We start from the raw sequence: 26,083 nt of genomic DNA, 5'->3' as shown, positions 1-26,083 counted from the left end.
CCGGGCAGCAGATCTCATGGCTTCTCCGAAAGCATCGGCGGAGCTGGGTAAAGGGAGATCGTTTCCGGCAGGTGCATCGAAGGTACGGCCTCGGAATTCCGCCGGGTGCGACGCGAAGAATCAATTACGCGAAGCCTCTGATAGAACCTCAAGAGCGAAGCTAATCATCGGTCGGTGATCGGGCCGACCAGCGGATCGTCGCCCGGGCAGCTCGAGGCGTGCTCGAAGGCTGGTTGACCTCCCCTACAGGAGAATCCCGTCCGGTATGGGAGCGTCCTGCCGGTGCCAAAGTACCGTGCGGCCTGCCGGTGTTCCGCCGTTTACCGCGAGGCATTGCTGATAGAACCCAAATCCATTGTCAGCCGGCCGGATCTCCGCGCTCAAATCCTTCCTGGAAACCGCTCATCTCTTCCCACTCTTCGGCCTGCCCGCCCGCCTCGACCCCGTGCGACGCCCATCAGGTCCGCCGTCGGCAGCACGCTGTCCAGGACCGATCGGGCGAGGGCGGCCCCCAGCTCGCCGCTCGCGCCGCAGCAGCCGGATACCGCTGCCGCCTCCAGAACACGCAAGGTACGGAGATTCGGCGGCCAGACCCCAGGACGATCTTGCTCAGCCCAGGAAGCTCAGCCGCACCTGCCGGTCGGGATTATCCCTGTTCGTGTCCGCCAACCTCCGCAAAGACAACCCCAGGCTAACCGGGTTGCGGAAACGCACCCGGCACCAGCGGAACCCTCATACCGCACGCTCCTATCGAATTAATCGATGACGACGGAAGAAGTAAACGGGAGCGAGAAATCCTCAGACGTGCTACGCAAAACCGGCGCCGCCTCCCGCGCCTCGGTCGGTCGCAGGTACTGGACCCTGCGCATCAGTTCCGGGCCGGTGAGAGTGGTGAGGTCAGTGGTGGACATGCACCGCGACAACGCGGCCCGGGGTTCCCCGGGCCGCGTTGTCGCGGTGAGTGGGTCAGGCAGTGGGCAGTTTCTCCGACGTCGTGGAGGCTTCCTTGGCGGCCTGTCGGCGGGTGGTCAGGGCGCTGCCGACGAAGACGGCGACCAGCGCGCAGACGATCAGGCCGATGACGGCCGCATGGCTGACATGGACCGCGCCACCGAGGAGGAGTCCGGAGACTCCGAAGTCGGCATCGGAGAAGGTGGAGTTCTGTAGCCCGACGTCGCCGAGGTAGGGCAGGACGAGCAGCGGAAGGAATGTGATCATGAGGCCGTTGACCATGGCGCCGAGCACCGCGCCGCGTCGTCCGCCCGTCGCGTTGCCGAGGACACCGGATGCGGCGCCGGTCATGAAGTGGGCGACGATGCCGGGGATGATGATCGTTCCACCGACGGCCACGAGGATTCCCATGCCGATGAGTCCACCGACGAAGCTGGACAGGAAGCCGATCAGTACGGCGTTCGGGGCGAAGGTGAAGACGATCGGGACGTCGAGGGCGGGCCGGGCGTTGGGGACCAGCTTCTCGGAGATGCCCTTGAAAGCGGGGATGATCTCGGCGAGCACCACGCGGACACCGGCCAGGATGATGAACACGCCGGCGGCGAACTTGCCGGCCTGCATGACGGCCCACAGCAGGTACCACTGGCCGCCGCTCAGCTTGTCCTCGACATAGCCGGGCCCGGCGACCAGGGTGACGAGCAGATAGATGACGCCCATCGAGCTGGCGATGACGACGGTCGTGTCGCGCAGGAAGCCGAGCCCCTTGGGGATCTTCAGGTCTTCCGTGGACTTCTCGGGGTTGCCGAAGAGCTTGCCGACCAGACCGCTGGTGGCTATGCCGAAGTTGCCGGTGTGGCCGAGCGCGACATTGTCGTTCTTGGTCGCCTTGCGCATCCACGGCTGGACGAGTGCGGGAGAAAGCGTGGTGATCAGGCCCTGGGCGATGGCGCCCCAGAGGACGGCCTGCCAGGAGCTGAAGCCGTTGGCGATGAGGATCACGGCGATCATGGCCGCCAGGTACAGGGCGACATGCCCGGACATGTAGATGAACTTGAACCGCGTGAACCGCGCCAGGAGCACGTTCACGACCATGCCGAAGAAGAAGATCAGTGCGGCCTGGGAGCCGTAGTCGGTGAGTACCTTGCCGACGATCGCCTCGTTGTTGGGCACGACGCCCTGCACACCGAAAGCGTGCTGGAACATCTCGCCGAACGGAGTCAGGGCGTCGGAAACCACTCCGGCGCCCGCCGCCAGGACAAGGAAGCCGACGAACGCCTTGGTCGTCCCCTTGATGGTGTCGGAGAGCGACTTGCGTTGCAGTAGGAGACCCAGGAGGGCGATCAAGCCGACGATGACGGAGGGTTCGCGGAAGACATCGAGAAGGTTCTGCAGAACGCTGTTCACTGACAACACCTCTCTTCGGGCACGACGAGGCCGTGACTGCGGGGATGGGTGGGTGCCGGACGGGACGGCGAGGGGGCGCACGGCCGGACTGGCTGGTGGTACGGCCCGTTGATCGACGCGAAGAAGAGGGGGGCGCCGAGGGCTGTGGGCCGGAGGCGCGCGGGGCGGCGGCCGGCCGGTGTGTGGTGCGGGCGTTGCCGCCGCGTCGGGATGCGCTGTGTGGGGACGAACGAGTGGGTCCGGGTCAGAGGAGCCCGTGCCGGGTGGCGGCAGCCTTCACCGCGTCGCGCAGTTCGTCCATGTCGATGATGCTGTTCAGCACGACCACGTCGCCCAGTCCCTGGGTGGCGTCCTCCAGGTCCTTCGCGACGAAGAACACGTCGGCGCTGTCCGGTCCGGCGGAGCTGATGTCGGAGTGCTCGACGGTGACGTCCGAGAGCCCCAGCTCACCGACGATGGTCTCGATGTTCATGCGCACCATGAAACTGCTGCCGAGTCCGGTGCTGCACATGGCCAGGAACTTCATTGGGACTCCTCGAACTGAGTGATCAACTTGGCGACATCGGGCGCGGTAGGCGCGTCTCGCAGAGCTTGACGCGTGGGTGCGTCCGACAGGATGCGGGCGAGGGACGCCATGGCGCTCATATGCGCCTCGGCGTCGACCGCCGCGAAGCAGAAATAGAGGTCGACCGCGTGCTCCGGTTGGTCGAGCAACGGGGCGGGCTCGCGCAGCCGGAGCATGGAGATGGCGGTGCGTACGGCCCCGCTCTCGGGCCGCGCGTGGGCCAGGGCGATGCCGTGGCCCAGATCGATGTACGTTCCGCCGGCTTCGATCGACTCCAGCATGGCCTGGACATAGCCGGGGGTGATGTCACCCGCGTCGAGGAGCGGCCGGGCGACCTGGGTCACGGCCTCTCGCCAGGTCAGCTTGTCCTGGGAGAAACGTATCTTCTCCTCGGTCAAAAGATCACTCAGCATGTGCACCTACATGGTTGTTCTCAAGGCCGCTGGGAACGACTACTCGACATCGGCGACGATGTCGAAGGAGAGTTCCGCGGTCTCGGGGAGGAATTTCGACGTGCCGTGGATGACCGGTCTGCCGCCCGGCTCGAAGACACATGAGGTGGCCAGCAGCAGCGGAGACCCCTCGGCCACGCCCAGCAGGGCCGCCTCGCGCCCGTCGCAGATGTGCAGGCCCACGACGATCTCGTTGCGGGCGAGCAGCACATCATGGTGCGCGCGCAGATAAGCGTAGAGCGATGTGGAGGTGAAGTCGGTCGTCAGGACATCCGGGAACCGCTCCTCCTCCACATACGACTCGGCCAGATGGTGCACCACTCCGTTGACCCGGCGCACCCGCTCCAGCCGGATGACCGACGCGGCCCGGCTGATGTCGAGCGCGTCCGCCAGCCGCGCCCCGGCCCGCATACGCTCCTGCGCGACCACCTCGGAGATGACGGTGTGACCCTGGCGGGCCAGCTGCGTATGGAAGCCGGTCACCTCGTTCACGAACCGCTCGCGGTGCTTCAGGTTGTAGCGCGGGCGGGTCACGAAGGTGCCACGGCCGTGCTCCCGCACGAGGTATCCGTCCTGGACCAGCTCGTCCACGGCGCGACGCAGTGTGATGCGGCTCACTTCATACTCCGCGCACAGCACACTCTCGGCGGGCAGCTGTCCACCCACGGGCAGGTCACGGACGCGGCGCAGGAGGTGGTCACGTACTTGCGCGTACTTGTGCCCCGCCATCCCTGATCTCCTCATCGAGTTCATGTGTCATCGAGACGTCATGATGACTACAGGTTGCTGAACGCGTCAATAGTCGCAACCGAAGCGAAATACGAGCACCGGACGGCGCCCATGCACCGGCACACCTCCCCGTGATCTTCCGCTGAGCTGTGAGGTTCCCCTCCCGGCGGATCCCTGGCGCTTACACGGAGATATCGACTACGTTTCCGAAGTCATCATGACGTCATGACCTCTCCAAGGAGTCTCCGTGACTTTCGCAACAGAGCAGACGGCCATGCCCTCGCAAGGCCGGGCCGGGCGCGTGCTCGACGAGGCGGACGAGCGGGCCATCGCCGCGGCGCGAGCCCTGGCGGTGGACGCGGTCGAGGCAGCCGGCTCCGGCCATCCGGGCACCGCGCTGGCTCTGGCCCCCGTTGCCCACCTGCTGTTCCAGCGCCACATACGGCACGATCCCGCGAACGCCTCATGGGAGGGGCGCGACCGCTTCGTGCTCTCGTGCGGGCACGCGAGCATCCTTCAGTACACGCAGCTCTATCTCACCGGCTACGGGCTCGAACTGGACGACCTGCGGCGCTTCCGACAGCTCGGATCCCGCACACCGGGCCACCCCGAGTACGGGCACACCACCGGGGTGGAAACCACAACCGGGCCGCTGGGCCAGGGGGTTGCCACCGCCGTCGGTATGGCCATGGCCCTGAAACGGGACCAGGCCCGGCTGACGGGGGCCGACGCGACCGCGGACGGCGTTCCCGTCCGCACCGTATGGGTGCTGTGCTCCGACGGCGATCTCCAGGAAGGCATCTCCTACGAGGCCGGGGCGCTGGCCGGACGCCACCGCCTGGACAACCTGGTGGTGATCTGGGACGACAACAGCATCCAGATCGAGGGTTCCACGGGCCTGACCACCCGGGAGGACACCGTCGCCCGCTTCGCCGCCCAGGGCTGGTTCGTACAGACGGTGGGTCTCGCCGCCGACGGTGACATCGACACCGACGCCCTCGACACCGCGCTGACCGCCGCCCGTGCGCACACCGGCCGGCCCAGCCTCATCGCCCTGAAGTCGCAGATCGCCTTCCCCGCCCCGAACGCGACCAACACAGCCGCGTCGCACGGCGCGCCCCTGGGCGCGGCCGAAGTGGCCGCGCTCAAGGCGCGGTTGGGCATCGCCGACGAGCCGTTCACCGTACCGGCGGAGGTGTTGCGGCACACCAGGCGTGCCATCTCCCGGGGGGCCGAACTGCACCGCGCCTGGGACACGGCGCTCGCCGAGTGGGCGGCCGCGCACCCCGAGCGTGCCCGGGCCCGCGCACACGCCATCCGGCCCATCGACACCGCCGGGACCGCCGACGCCCTCCCCGTGTTCGAGCCGGGAACCCTCGTCGCACCGCGGGACGCCTCCGGCAAAGTCATCCAGTCCCTGGCCGACGCGCTGCCACGGCTGTGGGGCGGTTCGGCCGACCTCGGCGACAGCAACCGCACGACCATCACCTCCGGTGGTTCGTTCCTGCCGGCCGACGAACCGGCCGACGAACCGGCTGACGAGCCGACCGACGAGGGCAGCGGGCGGGGCCTCCACGGCCGCAATATCCACTGGGGCGTTCGCGAGCACGCGATGGCCGCCGCGCTGAACGGCATCTCCCTCGTCGGCTACGACACCCCGTTCGCCGGCACCTTCCTGGTGTTCAGCGACTACCAGCGGCCCTCCTTGCGGCTCGCCGCCCTCATGAGCCTCCCGGTGGTCCACATCTGGACGCATGACTCCGTGGCCCTCGGCGCGGACGGCCCCACCCATCAGCCGGTGGAACACCTCGCCGCGCTGCGGGCCATGCCGGGTCTGTCGGTGGTCCGCCCGGCCGATGCCACCGAGACCGCGGCCGCCTGGCTGAGCGCACTCGGCCGCCCCGGGCCGGTCGGACTGGTACTGGCCCGCCAGGCGCTGCCCGTACTGCCGACACCGGCCGACGACGTGCGCGAGGGAGTGGCCCGCGGTGCCTATGTGGTGGCCGACACCGACGGCGCCGTGGATGTGGTGCTCCTGGCCAGCGGCAGTGAGGTGCCACTCGCCCTGGAGGCCCGGAACGCGCTCGCCCAGCGGGACGTGGCGGCGAGGGTCGTCTCCGTTCCGTGCAAGGAATGGTTCGCCGAACAGGACGCCGCCTACCGTCACGCGGTACTCCCACCGTCCGTCCGGGCCCGTGTCGTCGTCGAGGCCGCGAGTGCCTTCGGCTGGCACGACCTGCTCGGCGAGTACGGCCGCACCGTGACCGTCGACGGCTTCGGAACCTCCGCACCCGCGGCACAGGCGATGGCCGCGGTGGGCATGACCGAAGACGCCGTCGTAGCGGCCGCTCTGGAATCCCTCTCCGCCGCGAGGTCCTGAACACCGTCGGCGCCCAAGGCCCGAGCGGTAAGGGTGGCCCGCCCTGCGCGCGGCCACGCCCAGCAGTCCGACTCCCTCCCCCAGACAAAGGAGCACCCGCGATGCCCCAGCGTGTCGTCACCATCGGTTCCCGCAGCGGGCTGCACGCCCGACCCGCGACCGCGTTCGTCCAAACCGCCGCCAGGCAGCCGGTCAAGGTGACCATCGCCCGCGACGGCCGGGACCCCGTCGACGCGCGCAGTCTCCTGTCCGTACTGGCACTGGGAGCCGCCCACGGCGACTCGGTGGTGCTGGCCGCCGAGGGGGACGGCGCGGAGGCGGCCCTGGAGGAGCTGGCCGTCCTGCTCACCCGCGACCACGACGCCCAGAAAGAGGGATGACACCCGATTCCGTCGCCCACTGCCCCCGCCCCGCAGTCGCCGACAGCGACAGCAGGGCGGGGCACCGTCGATATCCCCCCGCGAAGCGAGGTCATCGTGAACACGCGCCCACGCCGTGCCCTGCGTGACACCCGGCTCGTCATCTTCGACTGCGACGGAGTTCTGGTGGACACCGAACGCATAGGCCCCGCGATTGTGGCGGAGATGGCCACAGAGGTCGGCTGGCCCCTCACACCCGCGCAGGTACGGCAGCGGTTCCTCGGCAGGCCCGAGTCATATCTGTACGAGCAGGTCCGCTCCCACGCCACCGTCCCCCTCGGTCCCGACTGGCTCGGCGTCTACCGGAACCGGGTCCGCGACGCGTTCGCCGCCCGACCGCACACCATGCCCGGTGTCCGAGAACTGCTGGACTTCCTCGACCTGCGCCAACTCCCCTACTGCGTGGCTTCCAGCGGCAGCCACGAGCGCATCGAACACTCCCTGACGGCCACCGGACTCATCGAACGGTTCACCGGCAAGGTGTTCAGCGCCGATGACGTTCCCCGCGGCAAACCCGCCCCGGACCTCTTCCTCCACGCGGCCCGCAGCCTGGGCTGCCCCCCTGCCCACTGCCTCGTCGTCGAGGACAGCCCGGCCGGCGTGGACGCCGCGCTCGCGGCGGGCATGCCCGCCGTCGGCTACAGCGGCGGTCCCACCGAACCCGGCGTCCTCTCACACGCCACGCTCGGCGTCATCCCGGACCTCACGCACCTCATGGACACCGCGGCCGGCTAAGGAGGCGCTCCTGCGGGCCACGGTCGAGGACACCCGCACGGTCGGCCACGGCCACGGCCTCGGAGTCATCCGGGCTGTGCGCAACGCCTTCACCGAACGCATGGCGGCGCTGGAGGCCTCGAACGGCGAACTGGAAGCCCGCAGGGCGGAGTTCACCGCATCCAGCCTGATAATGGCCGCCCACGAAGGCGACGTGACCAACGGCAAGGTCGAAGCCGGCCAGTCCGTCGGCCTCGTGGGCACCGTCATCCCGGCGGCGGAGATCGTCCGGCGTTGGGTGGAGGAGTACGCGGCGGCCGTAACGGAACTGCCGCGCGTGCGCACCCGGCGCTGAGCCCGCTACTCCTTGACGCCGTCGGGCACCAGGAGAACGGGAATGTCGCTGATGTGTGTCACCGCGTCGCTCACCCGCGGTGTGAACCATGCGGTGAACATGTTTCGCCGATGAGGGGCGATCACCAGCAGGTCCGCCCCCACCTCCCGCACGGTCTCGGTGATGATGCCGGGCACCTCATTGACCGTGCCTGCCGCGAGGTGACCTTCGGAGCGGAGGCCGGCGTCGACAACCGACGCGACCGCGGTGTTGAGCATCTGCTGCGCCGCGTCGGTGTCCTCCAAACGCACCGCGGCGTAGAGCTCGATGTCCGTAACGGCGATGTGGAGAACGTGCACGACGCCACCTGAGGCCTGTGCCAGGCGAGTCGCTGTGCGCAGGGCGACGGCACCGCCTGCGCTGGAATCGACGGCAACCACGATGTTCTGGAACATGAGTCACTCCTTTGAAGGCTGAGATCTTTTCGGCGAGGGACAAGGGGACGCGACGGCGCCTCCCGGGTGGCCGGTCAAAGCGTGGCGACAGCGTCCGCACCGGTCGCGGCCGACACCCCGGCGGAGGGGAAGTGAGGCAGTACCGTTTCGGCGAGTTCCTGGAGAATCTCCTCGACGGGACGGTCACCGGGGCGCAGGTTGAAGGAGACGTGGCTGACACCGAGCCCGCCCATCTCCCGCAGGTGGCCGACCAGGGCCTCGGACCCGGTACGCAAGCCGAGCCGGATCGGGGTCGCGGCGACGGCCGGATCCTCGGTGAGGTCCAGTTGCATGGGGGTGAGGTACGGCTTGGGGGCCCCGGCGGTGAGCTTCTGCCACTCGCGGGTCTTCAGCCGCAACGCGCCCAGGGGCCGAGGGTAGTTGAGGGACGCGTCCGCGTTCCGTGAGATCCACTCCGCGGACTGCTGGGCGTGCCCGGCGATGGCGATGGGGATGGACCGGCCCGTCGGCTTGGGCAGCACCTCGAGATTGCGATCGGCGCCGAGTCCGATGTCGGGCAGGCTGATGCCCTGCCCGCTCGGACGGGTGGCCCAGGCAGCGCGCAGGATCTCCACGCCCTTGCGAAACGTGGCGCCGCGGGCCGCGAAGTCCGCACCGAACAGGGGATACTCCACCGGCCGGTCGCCGCTGGCCAGCCCAAGGATGAACCGACCACCGGAGAGGACGTCGACGGTGGCCGCCGCCTTCGCGACGAGCAGCGGCTGCCTCAGCGGCAGCACGATGGCGGCGGTCCCGAGCACGGCCCGCTCGGTGACTGCCGCCAGATGCCCCAGATGCGTGAACGCCTCGAAGACTGAGCCGGCGTCGCCGAACTGCTCGGGGTCGTACAAGGGAACATCCCGGACCCACAGGCTCGCAAAACCCAAGGTGTCGGCGAGGCGGGCGAGTTCGGCGTGACGGGTCAGGTCAGGGACACCGAAAGGGCGGCCGGAGGCCCGGTCGGCACGCAGGCGCGTGTTGCCCCAGTCGTTGTCGAGGGGAAGCTCAAGCCCCAGAGTCGGCAGACCCGCGGGGTTCACGAGCCGCTCCATGGCAGTGGCAGTGGGAGTGGGAGTGGGAGACATCAGAGGGACTCCTTTCAACGTCGGTAAGGACGGTGCGGATCCGTCCCGCACGGGTCGGTCGGGACGGACTAGTTGAGGGCGTCCGGGTCCGGACCGGTGCGCAGACCGCGGTCGAGGGCGTTGATGGCGGCCATCTCGTCGTCCGACAGAGCGAAGTCGAAGACGTCGAGGTTTTCGCGAATGCGGGCGGGCGTAACAGACTTGGGGATGACGATGCAGCCGAGCTGAAGGTGCCAGCGCAGAACGACCTGCGCGGGCGACTTGCCGTGCCGCGCGGCGATGGTGGTGATCGGCTCATCGCCCAGGACGGCGCCCTGCGCGAGCGGACTCCACGCCTCCGTGGCGATGCCGAGTTCCGCGTGCAGGGCGCGCAGCTCGTTCTGCTGAAGGCCGGGATGCAGCTCGATCTGGTTGACGACCGGCACCAGGTCGGCGCCTTCCAGCAGGCGCCTCAGGTGCGCCGGCTGGAAGTTGGACACGCCCGCGGCCCTGATCCGCCCGTCGGCAGCCCGCTTCTCGATGGCCTTCCACGACTCCCGGTACAGGTCACGGGCGGGGGTCGGCCAGTGGATCAGGTAGAGGTCGACGTAGTCCAGGCCCAGCTTGTCCAGGCTGGCGTCGAAGGCCTTGAGCGTGGCGTCGTATCCCTGGTCGGCGTTCCACAGCTTGGTGGTGATGAACAGGTCTTCGCGAGCGATGCCGGAGCCGGCGAGGGCCTTGCCGACTCCCGATTCGTTGCCGTAGATCGCGGCGGTGTCGACAGAGCGGTAGCCGGCCTCGAGGGCGGTCGTGACAGCTGCGGCCGTCTCGGCGTCGGGGACCTGGAAGACGCCGAAGCCGAGCTGGGGGATCTCGACGCCGTTGTTGAGGGTGACGGTGGTGGGGGTGCTCATGGTGTGTTGCTCACTCGGTTCGTAGTGTTCGGGTTGTGGTCAGGCCGGGCCTGCCCGGGGTCAGTGGCCGATCGGGACGGCGGTCCGCCGAGCCTGCGTGGAGCCGGCCACGACGTCGCCGGAGGCCAGGCGCCTGCGACGGTCGAGGAACGCGGCGAGGAAGGACAGCAGCAGGGCGCTGCCGGAAAGCAGGGCACCGACCCAGTTCGGCGAGGTGTAGCCGAGCCCCGCTGAGATCACCACGCCACCGAGCCAGGCGGCCAGTGCGTTGCCCAGGTTGAAGGCGCCGATGTTGGCGGCGGAGGCCAGGGTCGGGGCGGCCGAGGCCTGGTCGAGGACCCACTTCTGGAGCGGCGGCACCGTGGCGAAACCGAGCGCGCCGATCAGGGTGAGGGTGATCGCGGCGAGGACCTTGTTGTGGGCGGTGGCGGTGAACAGCAGCAGCACTGCGGCCAGGGCTGCCAAGGTGGTGAAGAGCATCGGCATCAGGGCGCGGTCGGCGAACTTGCCGCCGAGCAGGTTGCCGAGGAACATGCCGACGCCGAACAGGACGAGCAGCCAGGTCACAGCGGCCTCGGGGTAGCCGGCCACCTGGGTCATCATCGGGGTGATGTAGGTGATCGCCGCGAAGACACCGCCGTAGCCGAGGACGGTCATCGCCATGGCGAGCCAGACCTGCACGTTCTTGAAGGCGGCGAATTCGGCGCGGACGTTTCCGGCCTTGGGTCTGCCCTGCTCGGGGACGAGCTTGGCGACGCCGAGGAGACCGATGATGCCGAGGGCGGCGACGACGATGAAGGTGACGCGCCAGCCGACGACCTGCCCGATGTAGGTGCCGCCGGGGACGCCGATGACGTTGGCCACAGTCAGGCCCATGAACATCAGGGAGATGGCGGAGGCCTTCTTCTCCGGAGCCACCAGGTCGGCGGCGACCACGGAGCCGATGCCGAAGAACGCTCCGTGGGCGAGCGAGGCGACGATCCGGCCGATCAGCATGACTCCGAAGCTGGGCGCGAGGGCCGAGAGGGCATTGCCCACGACGAACAGGCCCATGAGGAACATGAGCATCTTCCTGCGGGACACCTTGGTGCCGAGCACGGTGAGCAGCGGGGCACCGATGACGACGCCGAGGGCGTAGCCGGACACCAGCAGGCCGGCGGTGGGGATGCTGACGCCGAAGTCGTTTGCGACCTGGGGCAGCACGCCCATGATCACGAATTCGGTGGTGCCGATCCCGAAGGCCCCGATGGCCAGGGCCAGGAGCGCGAGAGGCATGGGGAGAGATACCTTCCAAGCGATTGCGTTAGACGCTTACAGTCGCCCACAATAATTGCACGCGCGGGCTACATGCAAGCGAGGGATAATGTAGTTTGAATTTGCCATCGTGTGCAATTATTGATAGCGCGAGGCAGGCCCGCCGACGAAGGAGGCTCCTGTGACTGCCACCGACCCAGCCCTTTCCGCTCTGGCCCAGGGCTGGTACGCCCTCTCCGTGCTTCACGGCACGATCGAGGCCCACCTCGAACGCGCTCTGGGAACCGATCACGGCCTGAGCGCCCGCGAGTACTCGCTACTCGACGTGCTCAGCCGACAGCACGACGGAGACGGAGGGCATCTCCAGATGAAACAGGTCGCCGACGCGGTCGTCCTCAGCCAGAGCGCCACCACCCGCCTGGTCACCCGCCTCGAGGACCGCGGCCTGCTGTCCCGCTACCTGTGCCCCACCGACCGCCGCGGGATCTACACCAACGTCACCGACGCCGGCATGGAGCTGCTTGAGGCGGCCCGTCCCGCACACGACACCGCCCTGCGTGCGGCACTCGCGGAGGCAGCTCGGGATCCCAGGCTGGAGCCGCTGGTCCGGGCGGTGCGGTCGCTGCCCACCCGGGTCGCTGTCGCCACCTGAAAGGGGCGCGCCCCGCGTCATTGACCGGAGGCTCGCCGGGACGAATCCTCCCGAAGCGGACCGCTTCAACAAGCGTTACGGTTGCGACAAGCGCCAGGCCGAGGACCATGCCCAACAGGCGGGGCAGCACCGGAGCTTGGCGTTTACACGGTCCGATAGACGGCCGATGAAGGGGCCCATCGTGGCGGCGACGAGCGCCATGGGCGCGGTGAGGAGCCCGGCCTGTGTGGGTGTGAGACCGAGGGTGGTCTGGAGGTGGAGGACGAACGGCAGGAACATGCCGGTCGTGGAGAAGCCGAGGGCCGCCAAGGCCGTAGGTGACGAGCAGCTTCCCTTCGTCACGCATCTTGTAGCCGGTGTTCAGGCAGTCCACGACGTTGCGGCCGAGCCGGTCCACGGCTGCGGCCACCAACCCGTCGTACGAACCTCTCTCATCGCGAAGCCACGGGCCCGGCTTCGGCCGGGTCATCGGGTCGGTGGCGTCCGACACCCCCCTGTCATCGGCTCAGCCGATGATGTGGCCCCCGACACACGCGGCCGCGCTCCGCACGTCCTCGCGTTGCCGCTCCGGAGACGACGTGGCGAGGTTCATCCGCTGACGATGGCAGGTTTGGCCAGGTCACGGACCCGGCGCACGATCGCTGAGTAGGTCACCGTCCGTCGGTGCAGGCAGGTATCTCGGCGACTTCCGCGTCCGAGATCAGCTCGCCGGTGTCGGGATCGAGGACCGCCCTCGGATAGCGGATCGGCTTCCACGCATGGCCGGGAACGGCGGCGCTGGTCCGCTTGATCGAGGGGTTCATCCCCATACGGATCGAGAAGTGGGTTCCGGCCCGGCGGCAGGCGGCCACCACGTCGGCGTTGTAGAACTCCGTGTCCGCACGCAGGACACGGAGTCAGCCTCGTCGCGGCTCCCGCACCACCGCGATGTCTCCCGGTGCCAGCGTCACCGAACCCGGCACAGCCTTGCCCGTCAGGAGTTCCACCGCGTCCTCGGCGACGGTCACCTTCCCGCCGTTGCCTGCGTGGTCGATCAGGAAGAGGTAGTCCGCGGAAGGTGACCGGCGGCGCACCACTTCCACACCCTCCGGTGCCGTACGGACCGACGCCACGCCCGCCTCTGTGCGGATACGGGTCAGCAGGGACGCGAGGGTGGCCGGGTCCGGGCGTGTGGCCAGGTACCAGGTCGCGCCGGCACCGTGCGTGTGCCGTGTGACGGCCGGTGCATCCCTCAGCGGTCCCTCCCTGTACGACAACACCGCCTCCGCACCTTCCAGCCGCAGGCGCTCCGACCACAGCGACCCCGTACCGCCCCCGCTCAGTGCCACCGACTCACCGGGCTGCAAGGGGAAGAGCTCGTCCGACCGGACCCCCAGCGCCTCCCGGAACGCTCCCGGGTAACCCCCCAGCCGCACATGGCAGTTCTCGTCCACGGCCCCGCTGTGGAAGCCGACGGCCAGCGTGCCGCCGCGCTCCGCGAAACCGATGAGGTTGACCGCACCCGCGTCGTCGACCAGGTACAGACTGGGGGCCAGGACCAGACGGTACGACGACAGGTCAGCGTCCGGCCGTATGAAGTCCACAGCGACGCCTGTGCGCCACAGTGGCTCGTACCAGGCGCGAACCAGTTCCTCGAAGCGGAGCTCGGAGCTGGGTTGGGCCGGAAGCTCCATGGCCCAACGGGTGTTCCAGTCCCAGACGATGGCCACGTCGGCCGTGCCTTCGCTCCGCCGCACCTCCGCCAACGCCGCGAGATCGGCGCCCAGCCGGACCACGTCACGCCAGATCTGGCTGTCGGTACCGGCGTGCGGGACCATCGCCGAGTGCCACTGCTCGGCGCCCGCCCTCGACTGCCGCCACTGGAAGTAGGCGATGCCGTCCGCGCCGTGCGCCACGTGCGCCAGTGCGTTGCGGCGCAACTCCCCGGGTCGCTTGGCCCTGTTGACGTGCTGCCAATTCAGCGCGCCCGTGGAGTGCTCCATCAGGAACCAGGGGCCACCCGCCAGCGACCGCATCAGATCGCCGCTGAGCGCGAGGTCGATCTCCGGCTCGGGGTCGTCGGACATGAGGTAGTGGTCGTTCGCCACGACGTCCAGTTCGGGGGCCCAGCGCCAGTAGTCCAGCGGGTCGGAGCCGCGCATCACGATGAAGTTGGTTGTCGCGGGGGTTTGCGGGGCCGCCGCCCGCAGGACGTCCCGTTCGGCCGTGTACAGCGACAGCAGTTCGTCCGAGCAGAAGCGGCGCCAGTCCAGCAGGTGCGTCGGGTTGGAGCCGGCGCCGCTCGCGCGCGGGGGCAGGATCTCGTCCCAGTCGTAGTACCACTGGCTCCAGAAGGTGGTGCCCCAGGCGTGGTTCAGGGCCCCCAGATCGTCGTCGTACTTCTCCCGCAACCAGCGGCGGAACGCCTCCGCGCTGATGTCGCAGTAGCAGGTCCTGTTGTGGCAGCCGTACTCGTTGTGGACGTGCCACATGGCCACCGCCGGGTGTGCCGCGTACCGCTCGGCCAGAGCGCCGGTGATGCGCAGGGCGGCCTCGCGGTAGGCGGAGCTCGACGGACAGAACGTCTGACGGCTGCCGTACGACAGCCGGCGGCCGTCGACGTCGACCGGCAGCGCCTGCGGGTGGGCTCGGTAGAACCACGCCGGCGGGGCCGCGGTCGGGGTGGCGAGGTCGGCGGCGATGCCGTTGTCCTGGAGGAGGTCGAGGATCCGGTCCGTGCGCGAGAAGTCGTACACGCCCTCGGACGGTTCCAGCAGCGCCCAGGAGAAGATGCCGACGCTGACCATGTTCACACCCGCCTCGCGCATCAGGCGCATGTCCTCGGCCCAGACCTCCTGGGGCCACTGTTCGGGGTTGTAGTCGGCTCCGTAGGCGATGCCAGGGAGTGAGAGTTCGGGTTTCGCGGTCACTGACGGTCCCTTGTGTGTCACTTGAGTCCGGACGTGGCGGTGCCGGCGACGAAGCTGCGCTGCAGGATCAGGCTGGTGGCGACGACGCGCCAGGACTGGGGGAGGAAGATCCGCCAGAAGATGCGGATCTGCCGCGCAGGGAGGCACGACGAGAGGAGGAAGAGGCGGCAGCCCGGTTCTTCGGCCGTGCGGCGTAACGCCCCGAAACGCCTGTCTGCGGAAATCGGTTCCGGACAACCTCGGCGAACGCTAGGACTGGCCGTCACACGGTGTCAAGGGGGCGGAATGCCCATATGAGAACCAAGACTTTCTTGTACCGAGCCCCGCCGACGACAGCCTTGACGCAGCCCTCTTGACTCCCCCGGTCTTCCAGTGGCAGCGTTTTTGTATCGCTACAAGAAACCGGTTGTTTACCAGTATGCCCCCTCGAACGGGGCCGTCATGAACGGGAACCGCTGCACCCCCCCTGTCGGCACCCCTCAACGCAACGCCCCTCGCAGCCCCCTTCGCACCGCGCCCGCACACCTAAGCAGGAGTACGTCCGTGCCCAACGCCCCGACCGGCTCAGCCGCGGTGACTGCCCCGGCGGCGCCGTGGCAGCCACGTGACAAGCCCAGACGCTCACCATCATGCGAAGTGGAGCCGGAGCCGTATGGACGACCGACTGACGACTTTCACCCCCGGAAAGGGCCGACGGCCGCCCCGGGCCGCTTTCCGCTCGGACGCCCCCTCAATGGTCCTGGACGGAGACTGGAGGTTCCGGCTGTCGGCGTCGCCCGCCCAGGCCCCCACCGGCATCGAACTGTCGGCCTTCGACGACTCCGGATGGGACGAACTGCCCGTCCCCGCCCACTGGCAGCTGCACGGCCACGGCACCCCCGTCTACACCAACGTCGCCTATCCCTTCCCTCTCGATCCTCCGTACGTCCCGGACGACAACCCCACCGGTGACTACCGGCGCACCTTCGACTTGCCCGAGGAGTGGGGCGACCTCGGAGCGGTCCTGCGCTTCGACGGGGTGGACTCCTGCTTCACCGCCTGGCTCAACGGGCGGGAGCTGGGCTGGTCCACCGGCAGCCGACTGCCCACCGAGTTCGACGTCACCGGGATCCTCCGGCCGGGCCGCAACCTCCTCGCGGTCCGCGTCCACCAGTGGTCGCCCGGCAGCTACCTGGAAGACCAGGACATGTGGTGGCTCTCCGGGATCTTCCGCTCCGTCATGCTCCTCAGCCGTGCTCCGGGGGCGCTCGACGACTTCTTCGTCCACGCGGACTTCGACCACTCCACCGGCCATGGCACCCTGCGCGTCGACACCTCCGCACCCGCCCGGCTGACCGTCGAGGAACTCGGCCTGCGTGACGTACCCGCCCAGGGTCCGTACGACATCGGGGCCGTCGAGCCCTGGTCGGCCGAGATCCCCCGGCTGTACGCCGGTGAGCTGCGCGCCGGCGGCGAGACGATCCCGCTGCGGATCGGTTTCCGTACCGTCTCCATCGAGGACGGAGTGTTCAAGGTCAACGGCCGGCCCGTGCTGCTCCGCGGCGTCAACCGGCACGAGTTCCATCCCGACCACGGGCGCGTCCTCGACGAGACGACCATGCACGAGGACATCGTCCTGATGAAGCGCCACAACATCAACGCGGTCCGCACGAGCCACTACCCGCCGGACAGCCGCTTCCTGGAGCTGTGTGACGAGCTCGGCCTGTGGGTGATGCTGGAGTGCGACCTGGAGACCCACGGCTTCTCCCTGATGGGCGACTGGCGCGGCAATCCCAGTGACGATCCCCGCTGGCGTGAGGCGTACCTGGACCGCATGGAGCGAACCGTCGAGCGGGACAAGAACCACCCCAGCATCGTCATGTGGTCGCTCGGAAACGAGGCCGGTGACGGCCGCAACCTCCAGTCCATGGCCGCATGGGCCAAGCGGCGCGACCCGGATCGGCCGCTCCACTACGAGCACGACTGGGGCAGTCGCTACACCGATGTCTACAGCCGCATGTACACCTCCCACGAGGAACTCGACACCATCGGCCGCCGCGCGGAGGAGCCGCTTCCCGACCCGGCCGCTGACGCGCGGCGGCGCGGCATGCCGTCCGTCGTCGTCGAGTACGCCCACGCCATGGGCAACGGCCCCGGCGGACTCGTCGAATACCAGCGGTTGTTCGAGAAGTACGAGCGCTGCATGGGCGGCTTCGTCTGGGAGTGGATCGACCACGGCCTGCGCCAGGACAGCCACTTCGCCTACGGCGGCGACTTCGGGGAGGAACTGCACGACGGCAACTTCGTCTGCGACGGGCTGGTGTTCCCCGACCGCAGCCCTTCGCCGAGCCTGAACGAGTACAAGAAGGTCGCGGAGCCGGTACGGATCACCATGGCGGAAGCCATGGAGATCGCCAACCTCCACGACTTCCGGGATCTCTCCCACCTGGTCCTTACCTGGTCCCTGGAGCAGGAGGGCGAGCGGACCGCCTCCGGGACCCTGCCGCTCCCGCCCGTCCCCGCGGGCAGCCCTCCGGTCCGGCTGCCGTACCCCGCCACGGACACCTCTGGCGTGCTCACCGTCAGTGCCGTCCTCGCCAGGGACGAGAGCTGGGCACCGGCCGGCCACGAGGTCGCCTGGGCCCAGCGGATCCCGGAGCCGGTCCCGGTTCGCCGAGCGACCCGCGCGTCCATGCCCGACCTCGGGCTGTTCGACTCCCGCACCGGCCGCCTGACCCGGATCGGGGACCTGCCCGTCACCGGCCCCCGACTCGACCTGTGGCGGGCACCGACCGACAACGACCGTCTCGGCCATGACCCGGTGGCCGACACCTGGCGGAGCATCGGCCTGGAACGCCTGCACCATCGCCTGATCGACATCGACGCCGAGGACGACACGGTGGTCGTACGCACCCGGGTCGCCCCCGCCGCCACCGACCTCGGCATGTACGCCACCTACCGCTGGCAGACCACTGACGACGGCCTCCGCCTCACCCTTCAGGTCGATCCGGACGGGGACTGGCAGGACACCCCGCTGCCCCGCCTTGGTCTACGGCTGGCCCTCCCCACCTGGATCGACCACGTCACCTGGTACGGGCTGGGCCCCGGAGAGGCATACCCGGACAGTCGCCTCGCCGCCCGCCTGGGCCGCCACAGCAGCTCGGTCGACGCCCTTCAGACGCCGTACGTCTTCCCACAGGAGAACGGCAGCCGAGCCGACGTCCGCTCGGCGGAGCTCACCGGCCCGCATGGCGGACTACGCGTCACCGGCACCCCCACCTACCACCTGACCGCCCGCCGCTGGAGCAGCGAGGACCTCGACACCGCCCGGCACACCGACGAACTCCGCCCCGGTGCCGGCGTCCACGTCAACGTCGACCTCGCCCAGCACGGACTGGGGTCCGCCGCGTGCGGCCCCCGCGTCCTGCCGCACTACCGGCTGACCGCCCGGCCTGCCACCTTCGCCGTCACCTTCTCGGAGACATCCGGCAGGTGATCGCCGAGTCGCCACCTACTTCTGGGGCAGCGGCCAGAACTGCGCGTACAACGAGCAGACCGTGATCTCCGACTCCGGCCGCGGGCGGATCCGTCCGGTGTGGGCGATGCGCCACGTCCACTACTACGGACGCCTGGGCCGGTACAGCTCGCTCACGGCCGTTCCCGGGACCGGCGCCGGCCGGTGGGAAGAGGCACCGGATCGGCGCCGGGGACGACGGTGTTGGACACGCTTCCGATGCCTTCCACGGTGAGGGTGACGGTGTCGCCGGGCTTGAGCGGCGGTGGTGTCTGCTGGCCGCGTACGCCCCACAGTTCGGCCAGGCAGCCGCCGTTGCCGCAGGTGCCGGAGCCCAGGACATCGCCGGGCATCACGCGCGTACCGCGGGAGGCGTAGGCGACCATCTCCTCGAATGTCCAGCTCATGTTGGACAGCAGATCCTGGCCGACGACCTCGCCGTTGACCTCGGCGCTGAGCGCCAGCCGCAGGAAGCCGTCGTCGTCGCGGTACGGCTCCAGTTCGTCGGCGGTCACCACATAGGGCCCGAGAGTGGTGGCGGTGTCCTTTCCCTTGCAGGGGCCGAGGCCGACTTTCATTTCGGCGGACTGCAGGTCGCGGGCGGACCAGTCGTTGAAGACGGTGTATCCGATGATGTGGTCGCGGGCCTGCTCGGGAGTGAGGTCGTGGCCTTCCCGTCCGATGACCGCGGCGACCTCCAGCTCGAAGTCCAGGACCGCGGAGCCGGGTGGCACCGGAATGTCGTCGTGAGGGCCGTACGCGGCGTGCGGGTTGGTGAAGTAGAAGGTCGGGGCGGCGTACCACTGTTCGGGGACGCCGACACCACCCTGCACGGACCGTCGTACGCCCTCCACGTGCTCCTCGAAAGTCACGAAGTCCCGTATCGACGCAGGCTGGAGGGGAGGTAGCAGCCGGACCTCGGAGATGTGGGGGCCGGGTGGCGCGTCGAGCGCCCCTGCGCCCGCGGCAAGGAGTCCGGGCGCGCCTTCGGCCTGCGACAACAGAGCGGTGAGCGACGTGACGCCCGGCAGGGACAGGAGCGTGCCGTCGTCCTCCACAACGGCCACTCGGCGGCGGTGCTGGTGTTCGTAAGCGGCGAAACGCATGGTGCGGCTCCTGGCGGGCTGGGCCCGAGGACGCGGCGCTTGTGCACTCAGGGCAGTTGACAGGGGCGCCGCGCCCCGGGAGTCCGGGTGGGATCAGACCGGTGGGGCGACGAAGACGCCCCGGTCGACGTCGTTGAACGACTCCTTCGCGACGATCTCGTTCATCGGGTTTGCGGTGCCCCACTGGTCGGTGACCTCGGGCTGGGAGAAGTCGTAGACGTGCGGGTGCCAGGTGTCCTCGTCCAGCAGCTCCAGCTCGGTCGTGTACTCGACGGTGTTGCCGTGCGGGTCCAGGAAGTAGGTGAAGGTGTTGTCGCCCGCCATGTGGCGTCCCGGGCCCCAGACCTTCTTGAAACCGGCCCGCATCACCCGCCCGGAGCCGCGCATGTACTCGTCCAGGCCGCGCATCTCGAAGGAGATGTGGTGCAGGGCAGTGTGCGGGCCCTGCGCGATGGCCATGGAGTGGTGCTGGTTGCTGATCCGCATGAAGTGCATGACCTCGCCCATGTGCGGCGAGCTGAGCGAGTCGGAGAGCCGGAAGCCGAGGTGACGCTCGTACCACTCCCGAGTCACGTTCAGATCCGGGGAGTTCAGGACGACGTGCGACAGCTTGACCGGGATGGACTCCTTCTCCTCGATCTTGCGGTGCTTCCTGACCTCGACGTCGGCCGAGACCTCGATGGTGCGTCCATCGACGTCGAAGAAGCGGAAGCCGTAGCCGCCGCCTGGCGTCTCGACCTTGCCCGGCTGGGAGATCAACCGCACGCCATCCGCCAGGAGTTGCTCGGCGAGCGCGTCCACGTCGGCCGACGAAGCGGCGCCGTAGGAGACAAGGTCCAAGCGCTTCTCGTCGGCCTTGCGCAGCCGCACGACGTACTGCTCGGGGCTGCCCTCGGCGGCGAGGAAGGAGATCCCCGAGTCCTCTGCGACCTTGGTCAGGCCCCAGACGCCGGCGTAGAAGTCGAGCTGCTTGTCGTAGTCGGGCACGGCGAGGTCGACGTGGCGCAGATGGGTGAGCAGACGGGCGCTCATGACAGGATTCTCCTCAGTCGAGGGTGAGGTTGAGCAGTGCGGCGGCATTGCCGCCACGTACGGCGTCGAAATCGGCGGCCGGCAGACGGGCGGCGCGCAGTGCGGCGACCGGGCCCTCGGTGCCCATGTCGAAGGGGAAGTCCGATCCGAGGCAGACTCGGTCGGGGCCGGCCACGCGAATGAGTTCCCGCAGGACGTGCGGGTCGTGGACGAGAGAGTCGAAGTACAGGCGCTTCAGATAGCTGCTGGGCAGGTGCGCGCAGTCCGCGCCCGCGTCGGACCGCGCGGACCAGGCGTGGTCGGAGCGGCCGATGTGGGTGGGCAGATAGCCACCGCCGTGTGCGGCGATCAGCTTCAGACCGGGGTGGCGGTCCAGGACACCGGAGAAGATCAGCTGGGAGAGGGCGATGGCGTTCTCCACCGGCTGACCCACGGTGTTGGACAGGTACCACTGGTCGAGCCGCTCGTCGAGCGTGCAGCCGAAGGGGTGCACGAAGAGCACTGCGCCGGTCTCCTCGGCTCGCGACCAGAAAGGTTCGTACGCCGGGTCGGACAGCTCACGGCCCGGGGCGTGGCTGGAGATCTCCACCCCGCTCAGCCCCTGTTCCAGGGCGTGGTCGAGGGCACGTACCGCGAGCTGGGGATGCTGGAGGGGTACGAGGCCGAGTCCGCGCAGCCGTTCGGGGGCGGCCGAACAGTGCGCCGCAGTCGCTTCGTTGGCGAGCAGGCACACCTTCTCGGCCGTCTCCTCCTCCGCCCAATAGTGGTAGTGGGACGGCGAAGGGCTCACCAGCTGCACGTCCACGCCCTGCGCGTCCATCGCGGCCAGCCGCACGGCGACGTCGGTCAACTTCGGGATGCGCCGGCGCACCATGGGCCCGTTGACGGCAAGGGCCGCGGGGCCGTTGCGCCGAGCGTCCAGGGCTTTCGCCGCGGCCAAGCCCGGCAGACCGTCCACCAGTGCGTCGACCTCGGGCAGCAGGACGTGGGCGTGTACGTCGACAGTGGGCGTGGTCACGGCAATTCCTTCAGGAGGTTCATCGTGCGGCTGATCAGACCGGGCACGTCGGCGTCCCGGACACCGTCAAGCTGCCACTGCCCGATCTGCACCGACGCCTCGACGACGGTCCGCACCCGGGGGATACGGCGCTCGTAGTACGCCTGGAAGAGGTCGTCACCCCAGTCGCGGCCACTGGTGAGCAGCTCGGCGAGGACGGATGCGTCCTCCAGGGACTGGGCCGCGCCCTGGGCGATGGTCGGCGGGCAGCAGTGGGCGGCGTCTCCGACGAGGACGACCCGGCCGCGATGCCACGAGCCCTCCACCAGCAGCTGGTCGAACCAGGTGTAGTTGACCTGCGCCGGGTCGGTGATGTGCTCGACGATCTCGGGCCACACCCCGCCGTACACCCGCGCCAGTCGGCACATCTCGTCCGCATAGGTCTCCGGCGGGATCGTGGCGCGGTCGCGGTTGGCCTCGACGACGTACGCGTAGATGGTGTTCTCGCCGGTCGGGCAGTAGCCGGCGATGTAGGCCGGGCCACCGTAGGCGAGGTCGGTGCGGGTGACGCCCGCGGGGCGCGGGGCGGGGGCCCGCCAGATGGCCATGCCGGTCGGCTCCGGTTTGTCGGCGATACCGATCGCGGCGCGGGTGGCCGAGTTGAGGCCGTCGGCGGCAATCACCAGGTCGTAGCGGCCCCGCGTGCCGTCGCTGAAGTCGACCGAGACGCCGTCGGCGTGCTGCTCCAGGGCCCTGGCGGTGGTGCCGAGTCGGACGGCGGCGCCGGAGGCGCGGACCGCGTCGATGAGGATCTGCTGGAGCCGGGGCCGCCGCATACCGAGCGTGGCGGGGAGGTCCTCGCCGCCGGTGCGGATGTCCTCGTTCTCGTGGATCACGGTGCCATCGGGGGCGGTCACGCCGAGCGAGCCGAAGCCGTACCCGGAGGCGGACACCTCGTCCCACACGCCGAGCTCGCGCAGCACGCGCAGGGCGTTGCCCTGGAGAGTGATGCCGGAGCCGGTGGTGGCGTTCCAGTCGGCCTTGGCCTCGACGAGGTCCACAGGGAGGCCGGCGCGGCGCAGCAGGATGGTCGCCGCGTTACCGGCAGCACCGCCGCCTACGACGAGGACTCTGCGGGGTGTGGTCATGGGTAACTCCCTTGTCCTGCCGGTTATTTGACGGCGATCGGGTTGACCGGGGAGCCGACGGCCCCGGTGATGGGCAGGGGCGCGGCGGTGAGCCAGAAGGCGTACACGCCGTCGGCCGCGCAGTCGGCGGCGAGCGCGTCGAGGTCCCACATCTCGCCGATGAGCAGACCCATGTTGGGGATGGCGACCTGGTGCAGCGGCTGGAAGGCGCCCTCGAACTCGTTCGGCCGCACCTCGAAGCCCCAGGTGTCGGTGGCGATCGCGGCGATCTCCGTACGGTGCAGCCAGCCGGCCGAGGTGAAGGACAGTCCGGGCGAGTCGCCGCCCGCGTACTCGCCCCAGCCCTCACGTCGGGCCCGGGCCAGCCGTCCGGTGCGGACCGCGACGATGTCACCCCGGTCCACGGTCACACCGTGCGCCTCGGCCGTGTCGGCCAGATGCTCCTCGGTGATGGCGAAGCCGTCGGGCAACTCGTCCTGCTCGCCGATCACCCGGCCCACGTCGAGCAGGACGCCGCGCCCGGCAATGTACGGCGCCATGTGCTCGATGCCGGTGACGAGGTCGCCGTCGGAGGTCACGGTGCGCGCCGCGTCCCGTCCGTTCCAGGCCCGCCCGTGGTCGAAGATGTGCCCGAGCCCGTCCCACTGCGTGGAGCACTGGAGCGGCATCGCAATCACGTCGTCGGCGCCGCCGATACCGTGCGGGAAGCCCTGGTTGCCGAGGGCCGCGTCGGTACCGGTGTCGAGCATGGTGTGCACCGGGTTGGTGCGTCGTCGCCAGCCCTTCTGCGGGCCGTCCATGTCGAAGGACTGCGACAGCGAGAAGCTCACGCCCCGCCGCACCAACGCGGCCCCCTCCCGGCGCTTGGCCTCGTCGAGGAAGTTGAGCGTGCCGAGCACGTCGTCCGCGCCCCACCGCCCCCAGTTGGAGAACGCCTTGACGGCCTCGGCGATCGCGGCCTCGGGGTTGTGACGGTCCAGGGTCACGGCGCGGCCTCCGCCACACAGCGGGTGCGCTGCGCACCGAGCCCGGCGACCGAGCCTTCCATGACGTCGCCGTGGCGCAGCAGCCGTCCCCAGTGCATGCCATTGCCGGCCGGGCTGCCGGTGAGCACCAGGTCGCCGGGCAGGAGCTGCGCGGTCTGCGAGGCGTACGCCACCATCCGCGCCACCTTGAAGATCATGTCCTTGGTGGACTCGTCCTGCATGGTCTCGCCGTTGAGCTTGAGCGTGACCCGCAGGTCGTCAGGGTGCGCGATCGACTCGGCCGGGACGAGCCACGGGCCGATCGGGGTGAACCCCGGGGCGTTCTTGCTGCGCAGCCAGTCCGTGCCGATCTGAGGCATGTCCCGGCGGAAGACGGCGGCTCGATCGGTCACATCGTTGGCGATGGTGTACCCGGCGATGTGCTTCGGCGCCTCCTCCACCGATATCTGATAGGCGGCCCGGCCGATGACGACCGCCAGCTCCAGCTCCCAGTCCGGCTGTTCGGCCCAAGCGGGCAGGACGAGGTCGTCGTACGGGCCGGTGATCGCACTCGGCAGCCCGATGAAGACGTATGGCAGGTCCTCCGCGGCTCGCCGGTCCATGAGCTCTGCCGCCTCCGCGCGGCGTTCCGCAGCAGGCCGGTCGTCACCGGGGGCGCGGTGGGCCACATGCAGGTCGATCACGTGCTGGCGGTAGTTCGCACCCGACTGGAACACCTGCCGCGGTGCGATGGGCGCGTGTACGTGGAGGCCCGCTATGCGCGTGCGATGGAGGGCGCTGTCGGCTGCCAGTGTGCGCAGCTGCGGCAGGGTCGTCTCCCAGCGATCCAGCACGTCCAGCACGGTCAGCCGTTCGTCGCCGAAGGCATCTCGTAGGTCGAGCGCCCGGCCGTCGGGTGTGACGAGGGAGGGGAAGGCGGGCTCGTCCGGGGCCGAGAGCGTGGCGAGGGCGAATGGTCCGGCGAAGAGCGCGGAGGCGGGTTGGGGTTTCACGGACATGTCCTCCCTATTGCGATGTGACCAATCTGGACCCCACGCCAACAATCAGGGAAATCGATGTTATAAATGATCAGTATCCGTTCAATTTATTTTCCCTGGTCATTGCTGTACCGCTGAGGGGAAGTCCGTGATTCTGGCCCGCCTCGACCTCAATCTCGTTGTCGCGCTGCGCGCGCTGCTCGAAGAGCGCAACGTCACCCGAGCCGGCCAGCGAGTCGGGCTGAGCCAGCCCGCGATGAGCGCGGCCCTGGCCCGGCTGCGCCGCCACTTCGACGATGACCTGCTCGCCCGCGTCGGCGGCCATTACGAGCTCACCGCCCTCGGCCAGGTCTTGCTCAACCGCACTTCCACGGCCTATGACGTGTTGGAACGCCTGTTTACCAGCCAGGCTGAATTCGACCCGGCCAAGGAGACCCGCGAGTTTAAACTGATCACGTCGGACTACGCCGTCGCCGTCTTCGGCGCCGAACTCGCCCGCGTCGTGCACGAGGAGGCGCCCGGCATCCGGCTGCGCTTCACCCAGACCCCGCCCACCGTGGTCGACGACACCGCCACACTGCTGAGCACCGCCGACGGCCTGCTCATGCCGCACGGCATCATCAGCGACTTCCCCGCCACCGACCTCTACGACGACCGCTGGGTGTTTCTCGTCTCCGACGATCACCCGAGCGTCGAGGACCGCCTCACGCGTGAGGACCTGTCCCGGTTGCCCTGGGTCACCTACCAGCGCACCTACGACGCCCCCGCGGTGCGCCGGCTCGGCATGCTCGGCATCGAACCGCGTGTGGAGGTCTCCGTCGACAGCTTCCAGCTGCTGCCTCTCCTGGTGGCCGGCACACGGCGGATCGCCTTGGTGCAGGCGCGCCTGGCTCGTTTGCTGGCGCCGCTCGCCGCTGTGCGGGTGGTGGAGCCACCGTACGAGACCATTCCGCTACGGGAGGCACTGTGGTGGCACCCGGTGCACACCCACGACGCCGCCCACATCTGGCTGCGCGAGACGAGCGCGCGGGTGGGCAGGCGTCTGGGGACCGGCCTGAAGGGGACGGCGTCCCGGAAGCCCGCGGAATGACGCGAGCGCCGTCCACACC

At 69.2% G+C, this 26,083-nt stretch carries 24 protein-coding genes; 7 read left to right on the top strand and 17 right to left on the bottom strand.

Features of this window, described 5'->3' with window-relative positions:
• Positions 1-966: 966 nt before the first annotated feature.
• The 4 genes from ulaA to ABTY62_RS44170 all read right to left on the bottom strand — a co-directional run bounded on the left by ulaA (position 967) and on the right by ABTY62_RS44170 (position 4,101).
• Positions 967-2,355, bottom strand: coding sequence for a PTS ascorbate transporter subunit IIC (gene ulaA, locus ABTY62_RS44185; protein WP_311730519.1), 1,389 nt, complete (start codon positions 2,353-2,355; stop codon positions 967-969).
• 244 nt (positions 2,356-2,599) lie between these two features.
• Entirely contained in the window at positions 2,600-2,881 is a 282-nt protein-coding gene (locus tag ABTY62_RS44180) for a PTS sugar transporter subunit IIB (RefSeq protein ID WP_311730520.1), read from the bottom strand.
• Complete coding sequence (locus tag ABTY62_RS44175) at positions 2,878-3,333, bottom strand: PTS sugar transporter subunit IIA (protein ID WP_352135042.1); 456 nt, start codon at positions 3,331-3,333, stop codon at positions 2,878-2,880. The genes ABTY62_RS44180 and ABTY62_RS44175 overlap by 4 nt, the downstream gene beginning before the upstream one ends.
• Positions 3,334-3,372: 39 nt before the next feature.
• Positions 3,373-4,101 (bottom strand): GntR family transcriptional regulator, encoded by a 729-nt coding sequence (locus ABTY62_RS44170; RefSeq protein ID WP_352135041.1) that lies wholly within the window; start codon positions 4,099-4,101, stop codon positions 3,373-3,375.
• Positions 4,102-4,375: 274 nt separating this feature from the next.
• Here ABTY62_RS44170 and ABTY62_RS44165 point away from each other — a divergent pair, with 274 nt between their 5' ends.
• From ABTY62_RS44165 to ABTY62_RS44150, 4 genes are all read left to right on the top strand, one after another.
• Positions 4,376-6,481 carry a transketolase family protein gene (locus ABTY62_RS44165; protein WP_352135048.1) on the top strand — a complete coding sequence of 702 codons (2,106 nt, stop codon included), beginning with the start codon at positions 4,376-4,378 and terminating at the stop codon, positions 6,479-6,481.
• A gap of 101 nt (positions 6,482-6,582) precedes the next feature.
• Positions 6,583-6,861, top strand: a complete 279-nt coding sequence (locus tag ABTY62_RS44160) for an HPr family phosphocarrier protein (protein WP_352135040.1) — start codon at positions 6,583-6,585, stop codon at positions 6,859-6,861.
• Positions 6,862-6,957: 96 nt separating this feature from the next.
• Positions 6,958-7,635: an HAD family hydrolase gene (locus ABTY62_RS44155; RefSeq protein ID WP_352135039.1), complete on the top strand. Its 678-nt coding sequence runs from the start codon at positions 6,958-6,960 to the stop codon at positions 7,633-7,635.
• A gap of 76 nt (positions 7,636-7,711) precedes the next feature.
• Complete coding sequence (locus tag ABTY62_RS44150; RefSeq protein ID WP_352135038.1) at positions 7,712-7,969, top strand: nitronate monooxygenase family protein; 258 nt, start codon at positions 7,712-7,714, stop codon at positions 7,967-7,969.
• Positions 7,970-7,974: 5 nt separating this feature from the next.
• Here the strand turns inward: ABTY62_RS44150 and ABTY62_RS44145 are convergent, their stop codons facing one another.
• From ABTY62_RS44145 to ABTY62_RS44130, 4 genes are all read right to left on the bottom strand, one after another.
• The gene (locus ABTY62_RS44145; protein ID WP_352135037.1) at positions 7,975-8,403 is read right to left on the bottom strand and encodes a universal stress protein; all 429 of its coding nucleotides are present in this window, start codon (positions 8,401-8,403) and stop codon (positions 7,975-7,977) included.
• Positions 8,404-8,477: 74 nt separating this feature from the next.
• The gene (locus ABTY62_RS44140; RefSeq protein ID WP_352135036.1) at positions 8,478-9,527 is read right to left on the bottom strand and encodes a TIGR03571 family LLM class oxidoreductase; all 1,050 of its coding nucleotides are present in this window, start codon (positions 9,525-9,527) and stop codon (positions 8,478-8,480) included.
• A 68-nt stretch (positions 9,528-9,595) separates the two neighbouring features.
• The gene (locus ABTY62_RS44135; protein ID WP_352135035.1) at positions 9,596-10,420 is read right to left on the bottom strand and encodes an aldo/keto reductase; all 825 of its coding nucleotides are present in this window, start codon (positions 10,418-10,420) and stop codon (positions 9,596-9,598) included.
• A 60-nt stretch (positions 10,421-10,480) separates the two neighbouring features.
• The gene (locus ABTY62_RS44130; protein WP_352135034.1) at positions 10,481-11,695 is read right to left on the bottom strand and encodes an MFS transporter; all 1,215 of its coding nucleotides are present in this window, start codon (positions 11,693-11,695) and stop codon (positions 10,481-10,483) included.
• 160 nt (positions 11,696-11,855) lie between these two features.
• Between ABTY62_RS44130 and ABTY62_RS44125 the strand changes: the two genes are divergently transcribed.
• Positions 11,856-12,326 (top strand): MarR family winged helix-turn-helix transcriptional regulator, encoded by a 471-nt coding sequence (locus ABTY62_RS44125; protein WP_352135033.1) that lies wholly within the window; start codon positions 11,856-11,858, stop codon positions 12,324-12,326.
• Positions 12,327-12,401: 75 nt separating this feature from the next.
• Here the strand turns inward: ABTY62_RS44125 and ABTY62_RS44120 are convergent, their stop codons facing one another.
• The 3 genes from ABTY62_RS44120 to ABTY62_RS44110 all read right to left on the bottom strand — a co-directional run bounded on the left by ABTY62_RS44120 (position 12,402) and on the right by ABTY62_RS44110 (position 15,235).
• Complete coding sequence (locus ABTY62_RS44120; protein WP_352135047.1) at positions 12,402-12,605, bottom strand: hypothetical protein; 204 nt, start codon at positions 12,603-12,605, stop codon at positions 12,402-12,404.
• Positions 12,606-12,976: 371 nt separating this feature from the next.
• A complete protein-coding gene (locus ABTY62_RS44115) occupies positions 12,977-13,180 on the bottom strand; it encodes a hypothetical protein (protein ID WP_352135032.1) in 204 nt (67 codons plus the stop codon).
• A 42-nt stretch (positions 13,181-13,222) separates the two neighbouring features.
• Positions 13,223-15,235, bottom strand: coding sequence for a beta-galactosidase (locus ABTY62_RS44110; protein WP_352135031.1), 2,013 nt, complete (start codon positions 15,233-15,235; stop codon positions 13,223-13,225).
• Between the two features lie 652 nt (positions 15,236-15,887).
• Between ABTY62_RS44110 and ABTY62_RS44105 the strand changes: the two genes are divergently transcribed.
• The gene (locus ABTY62_RS44105; protein WP_352135030.1) at positions 15,888-18,710 is read left to right on the top strand and encodes a glycoside hydrolase family 2 TIM barrel-domain containing protein; all 2,823 of its coding nucleotides are present in this window, start codon (positions 15,888-15,890) and stop codon (positions 18,708-18,710) included.
• A gap of 152 nt (positions 18,711-18,862) precedes the next feature.
• On the opposite strand, the gene ABTY62_RS44100 is transcribed toward ABTY62_RS44105, so the two are convergent.
• The 6 genes from ABTY62_RS44100 to ABTY62_RS44075 all read right to left on the bottom strand — a co-directional run bounded on the left by ABTY62_RS44100 (position 18,863) and on the right by ABTY62_RS44075 (position 24,995).
• Entirely contained in the window at positions 18,863-19,834 is a 972-nt protein-coding gene (locus ABTY62_RS44100) for a fumarylacetoacetate hydrolase family protein (RefSeq protein ID WP_352135029.1), read from the bottom strand.
• Between the two features lie 93 nt (positions 19,835-19,927).
• A complete protein-coding gene (locus ABTY62_RS44095; protein ID WP_352135028.1) occupies positions 19,928-20,866 on the bottom strand; it encodes a VOC family protein in 939 nt (312 codons plus the stop codon).
• A 13-nt stretch (positions 20,867-20,879) separates the two neighbouring features.
• Positions 20,880-21,884: an amidohydrolase family protein gene (locus tag ABTY62_RS44090; protein WP_352135027.1), complete on the bottom strand. Its 1,005-nt coding sequence runs from the start codon at positions 21,882-21,884 to the stop codon at positions 20,880-20,882.
• Positions 21,881-23,011 carry an FAD-dependent oxidoreductase gene (locus ABTY62_RS44085; RefSeq protein WP_352135026.1) on the bottom strand — a complete coding sequence of 377 codons (1,131 nt, stop codon included), beginning with the start codon at positions 23,009-23,011 and terminating at the stop codon, positions 21,881-21,883. Before ABTY62_RS44085 ends, ABTY62_RS44090 begins: the two co-directional genes overlap by 4 nt.
• 23 nt (positions 23,012-23,034) lie before the next feature.
• A complete protein-coding gene (locus ABTY62_RS44080; RefSeq protein ID WP_352135025.1) occupies positions 23,035-23,997 on the bottom strand; it encodes a cyclase family protein in 963 nt (320 codons plus the stop codon).
• Entirely contained in the window at positions 23,994-24,995 is a 1,002-nt protein-coding gene (locus ABTY62_RS44075) for a fumarylacetoacetate hydrolase family protein (RefSeq protein WP_352135024.1), read from the bottom strand. Before ABTY62_RS44075 ends, ABTY62_RS44080 begins: the two co-directional genes overlap by 4 nt.
• Positions 24,996-25,122: 127 nt before the next feature.
• Here ABTY62_RS44075 and ABTY62_RS44070 point away from each other — a divergent pair, with 127 nt between their 5' ends.
• Positions 25,123-26,064, top strand: coding sequence for a LysR family transcriptional regulator (locus ABTY62_RS44070; RefSeq protein ID WP_352135023.1), 942 nt, complete (start codon positions 25,123-25,125; stop codon positions 26,062-26,064).
• Positions 26,065-26,083: the final 19 nt, after the last annotated feature.

The sequence above is a fragment of the Streptomyces sp. NPDC097640 genome (assembly GCF_040302705.1).
In the GTDB taxonomy this organism is placed as follows: domain Bacteria; phylum Actinomycetota; class Actinomycetes; order Streptomycetales; family Streptomycetaceae; genus Streptomyces.
Note: the sequence above shows the minus strand (reverse complement) of the source record. Positions and strands in the feature narration are given on the sequence as shown.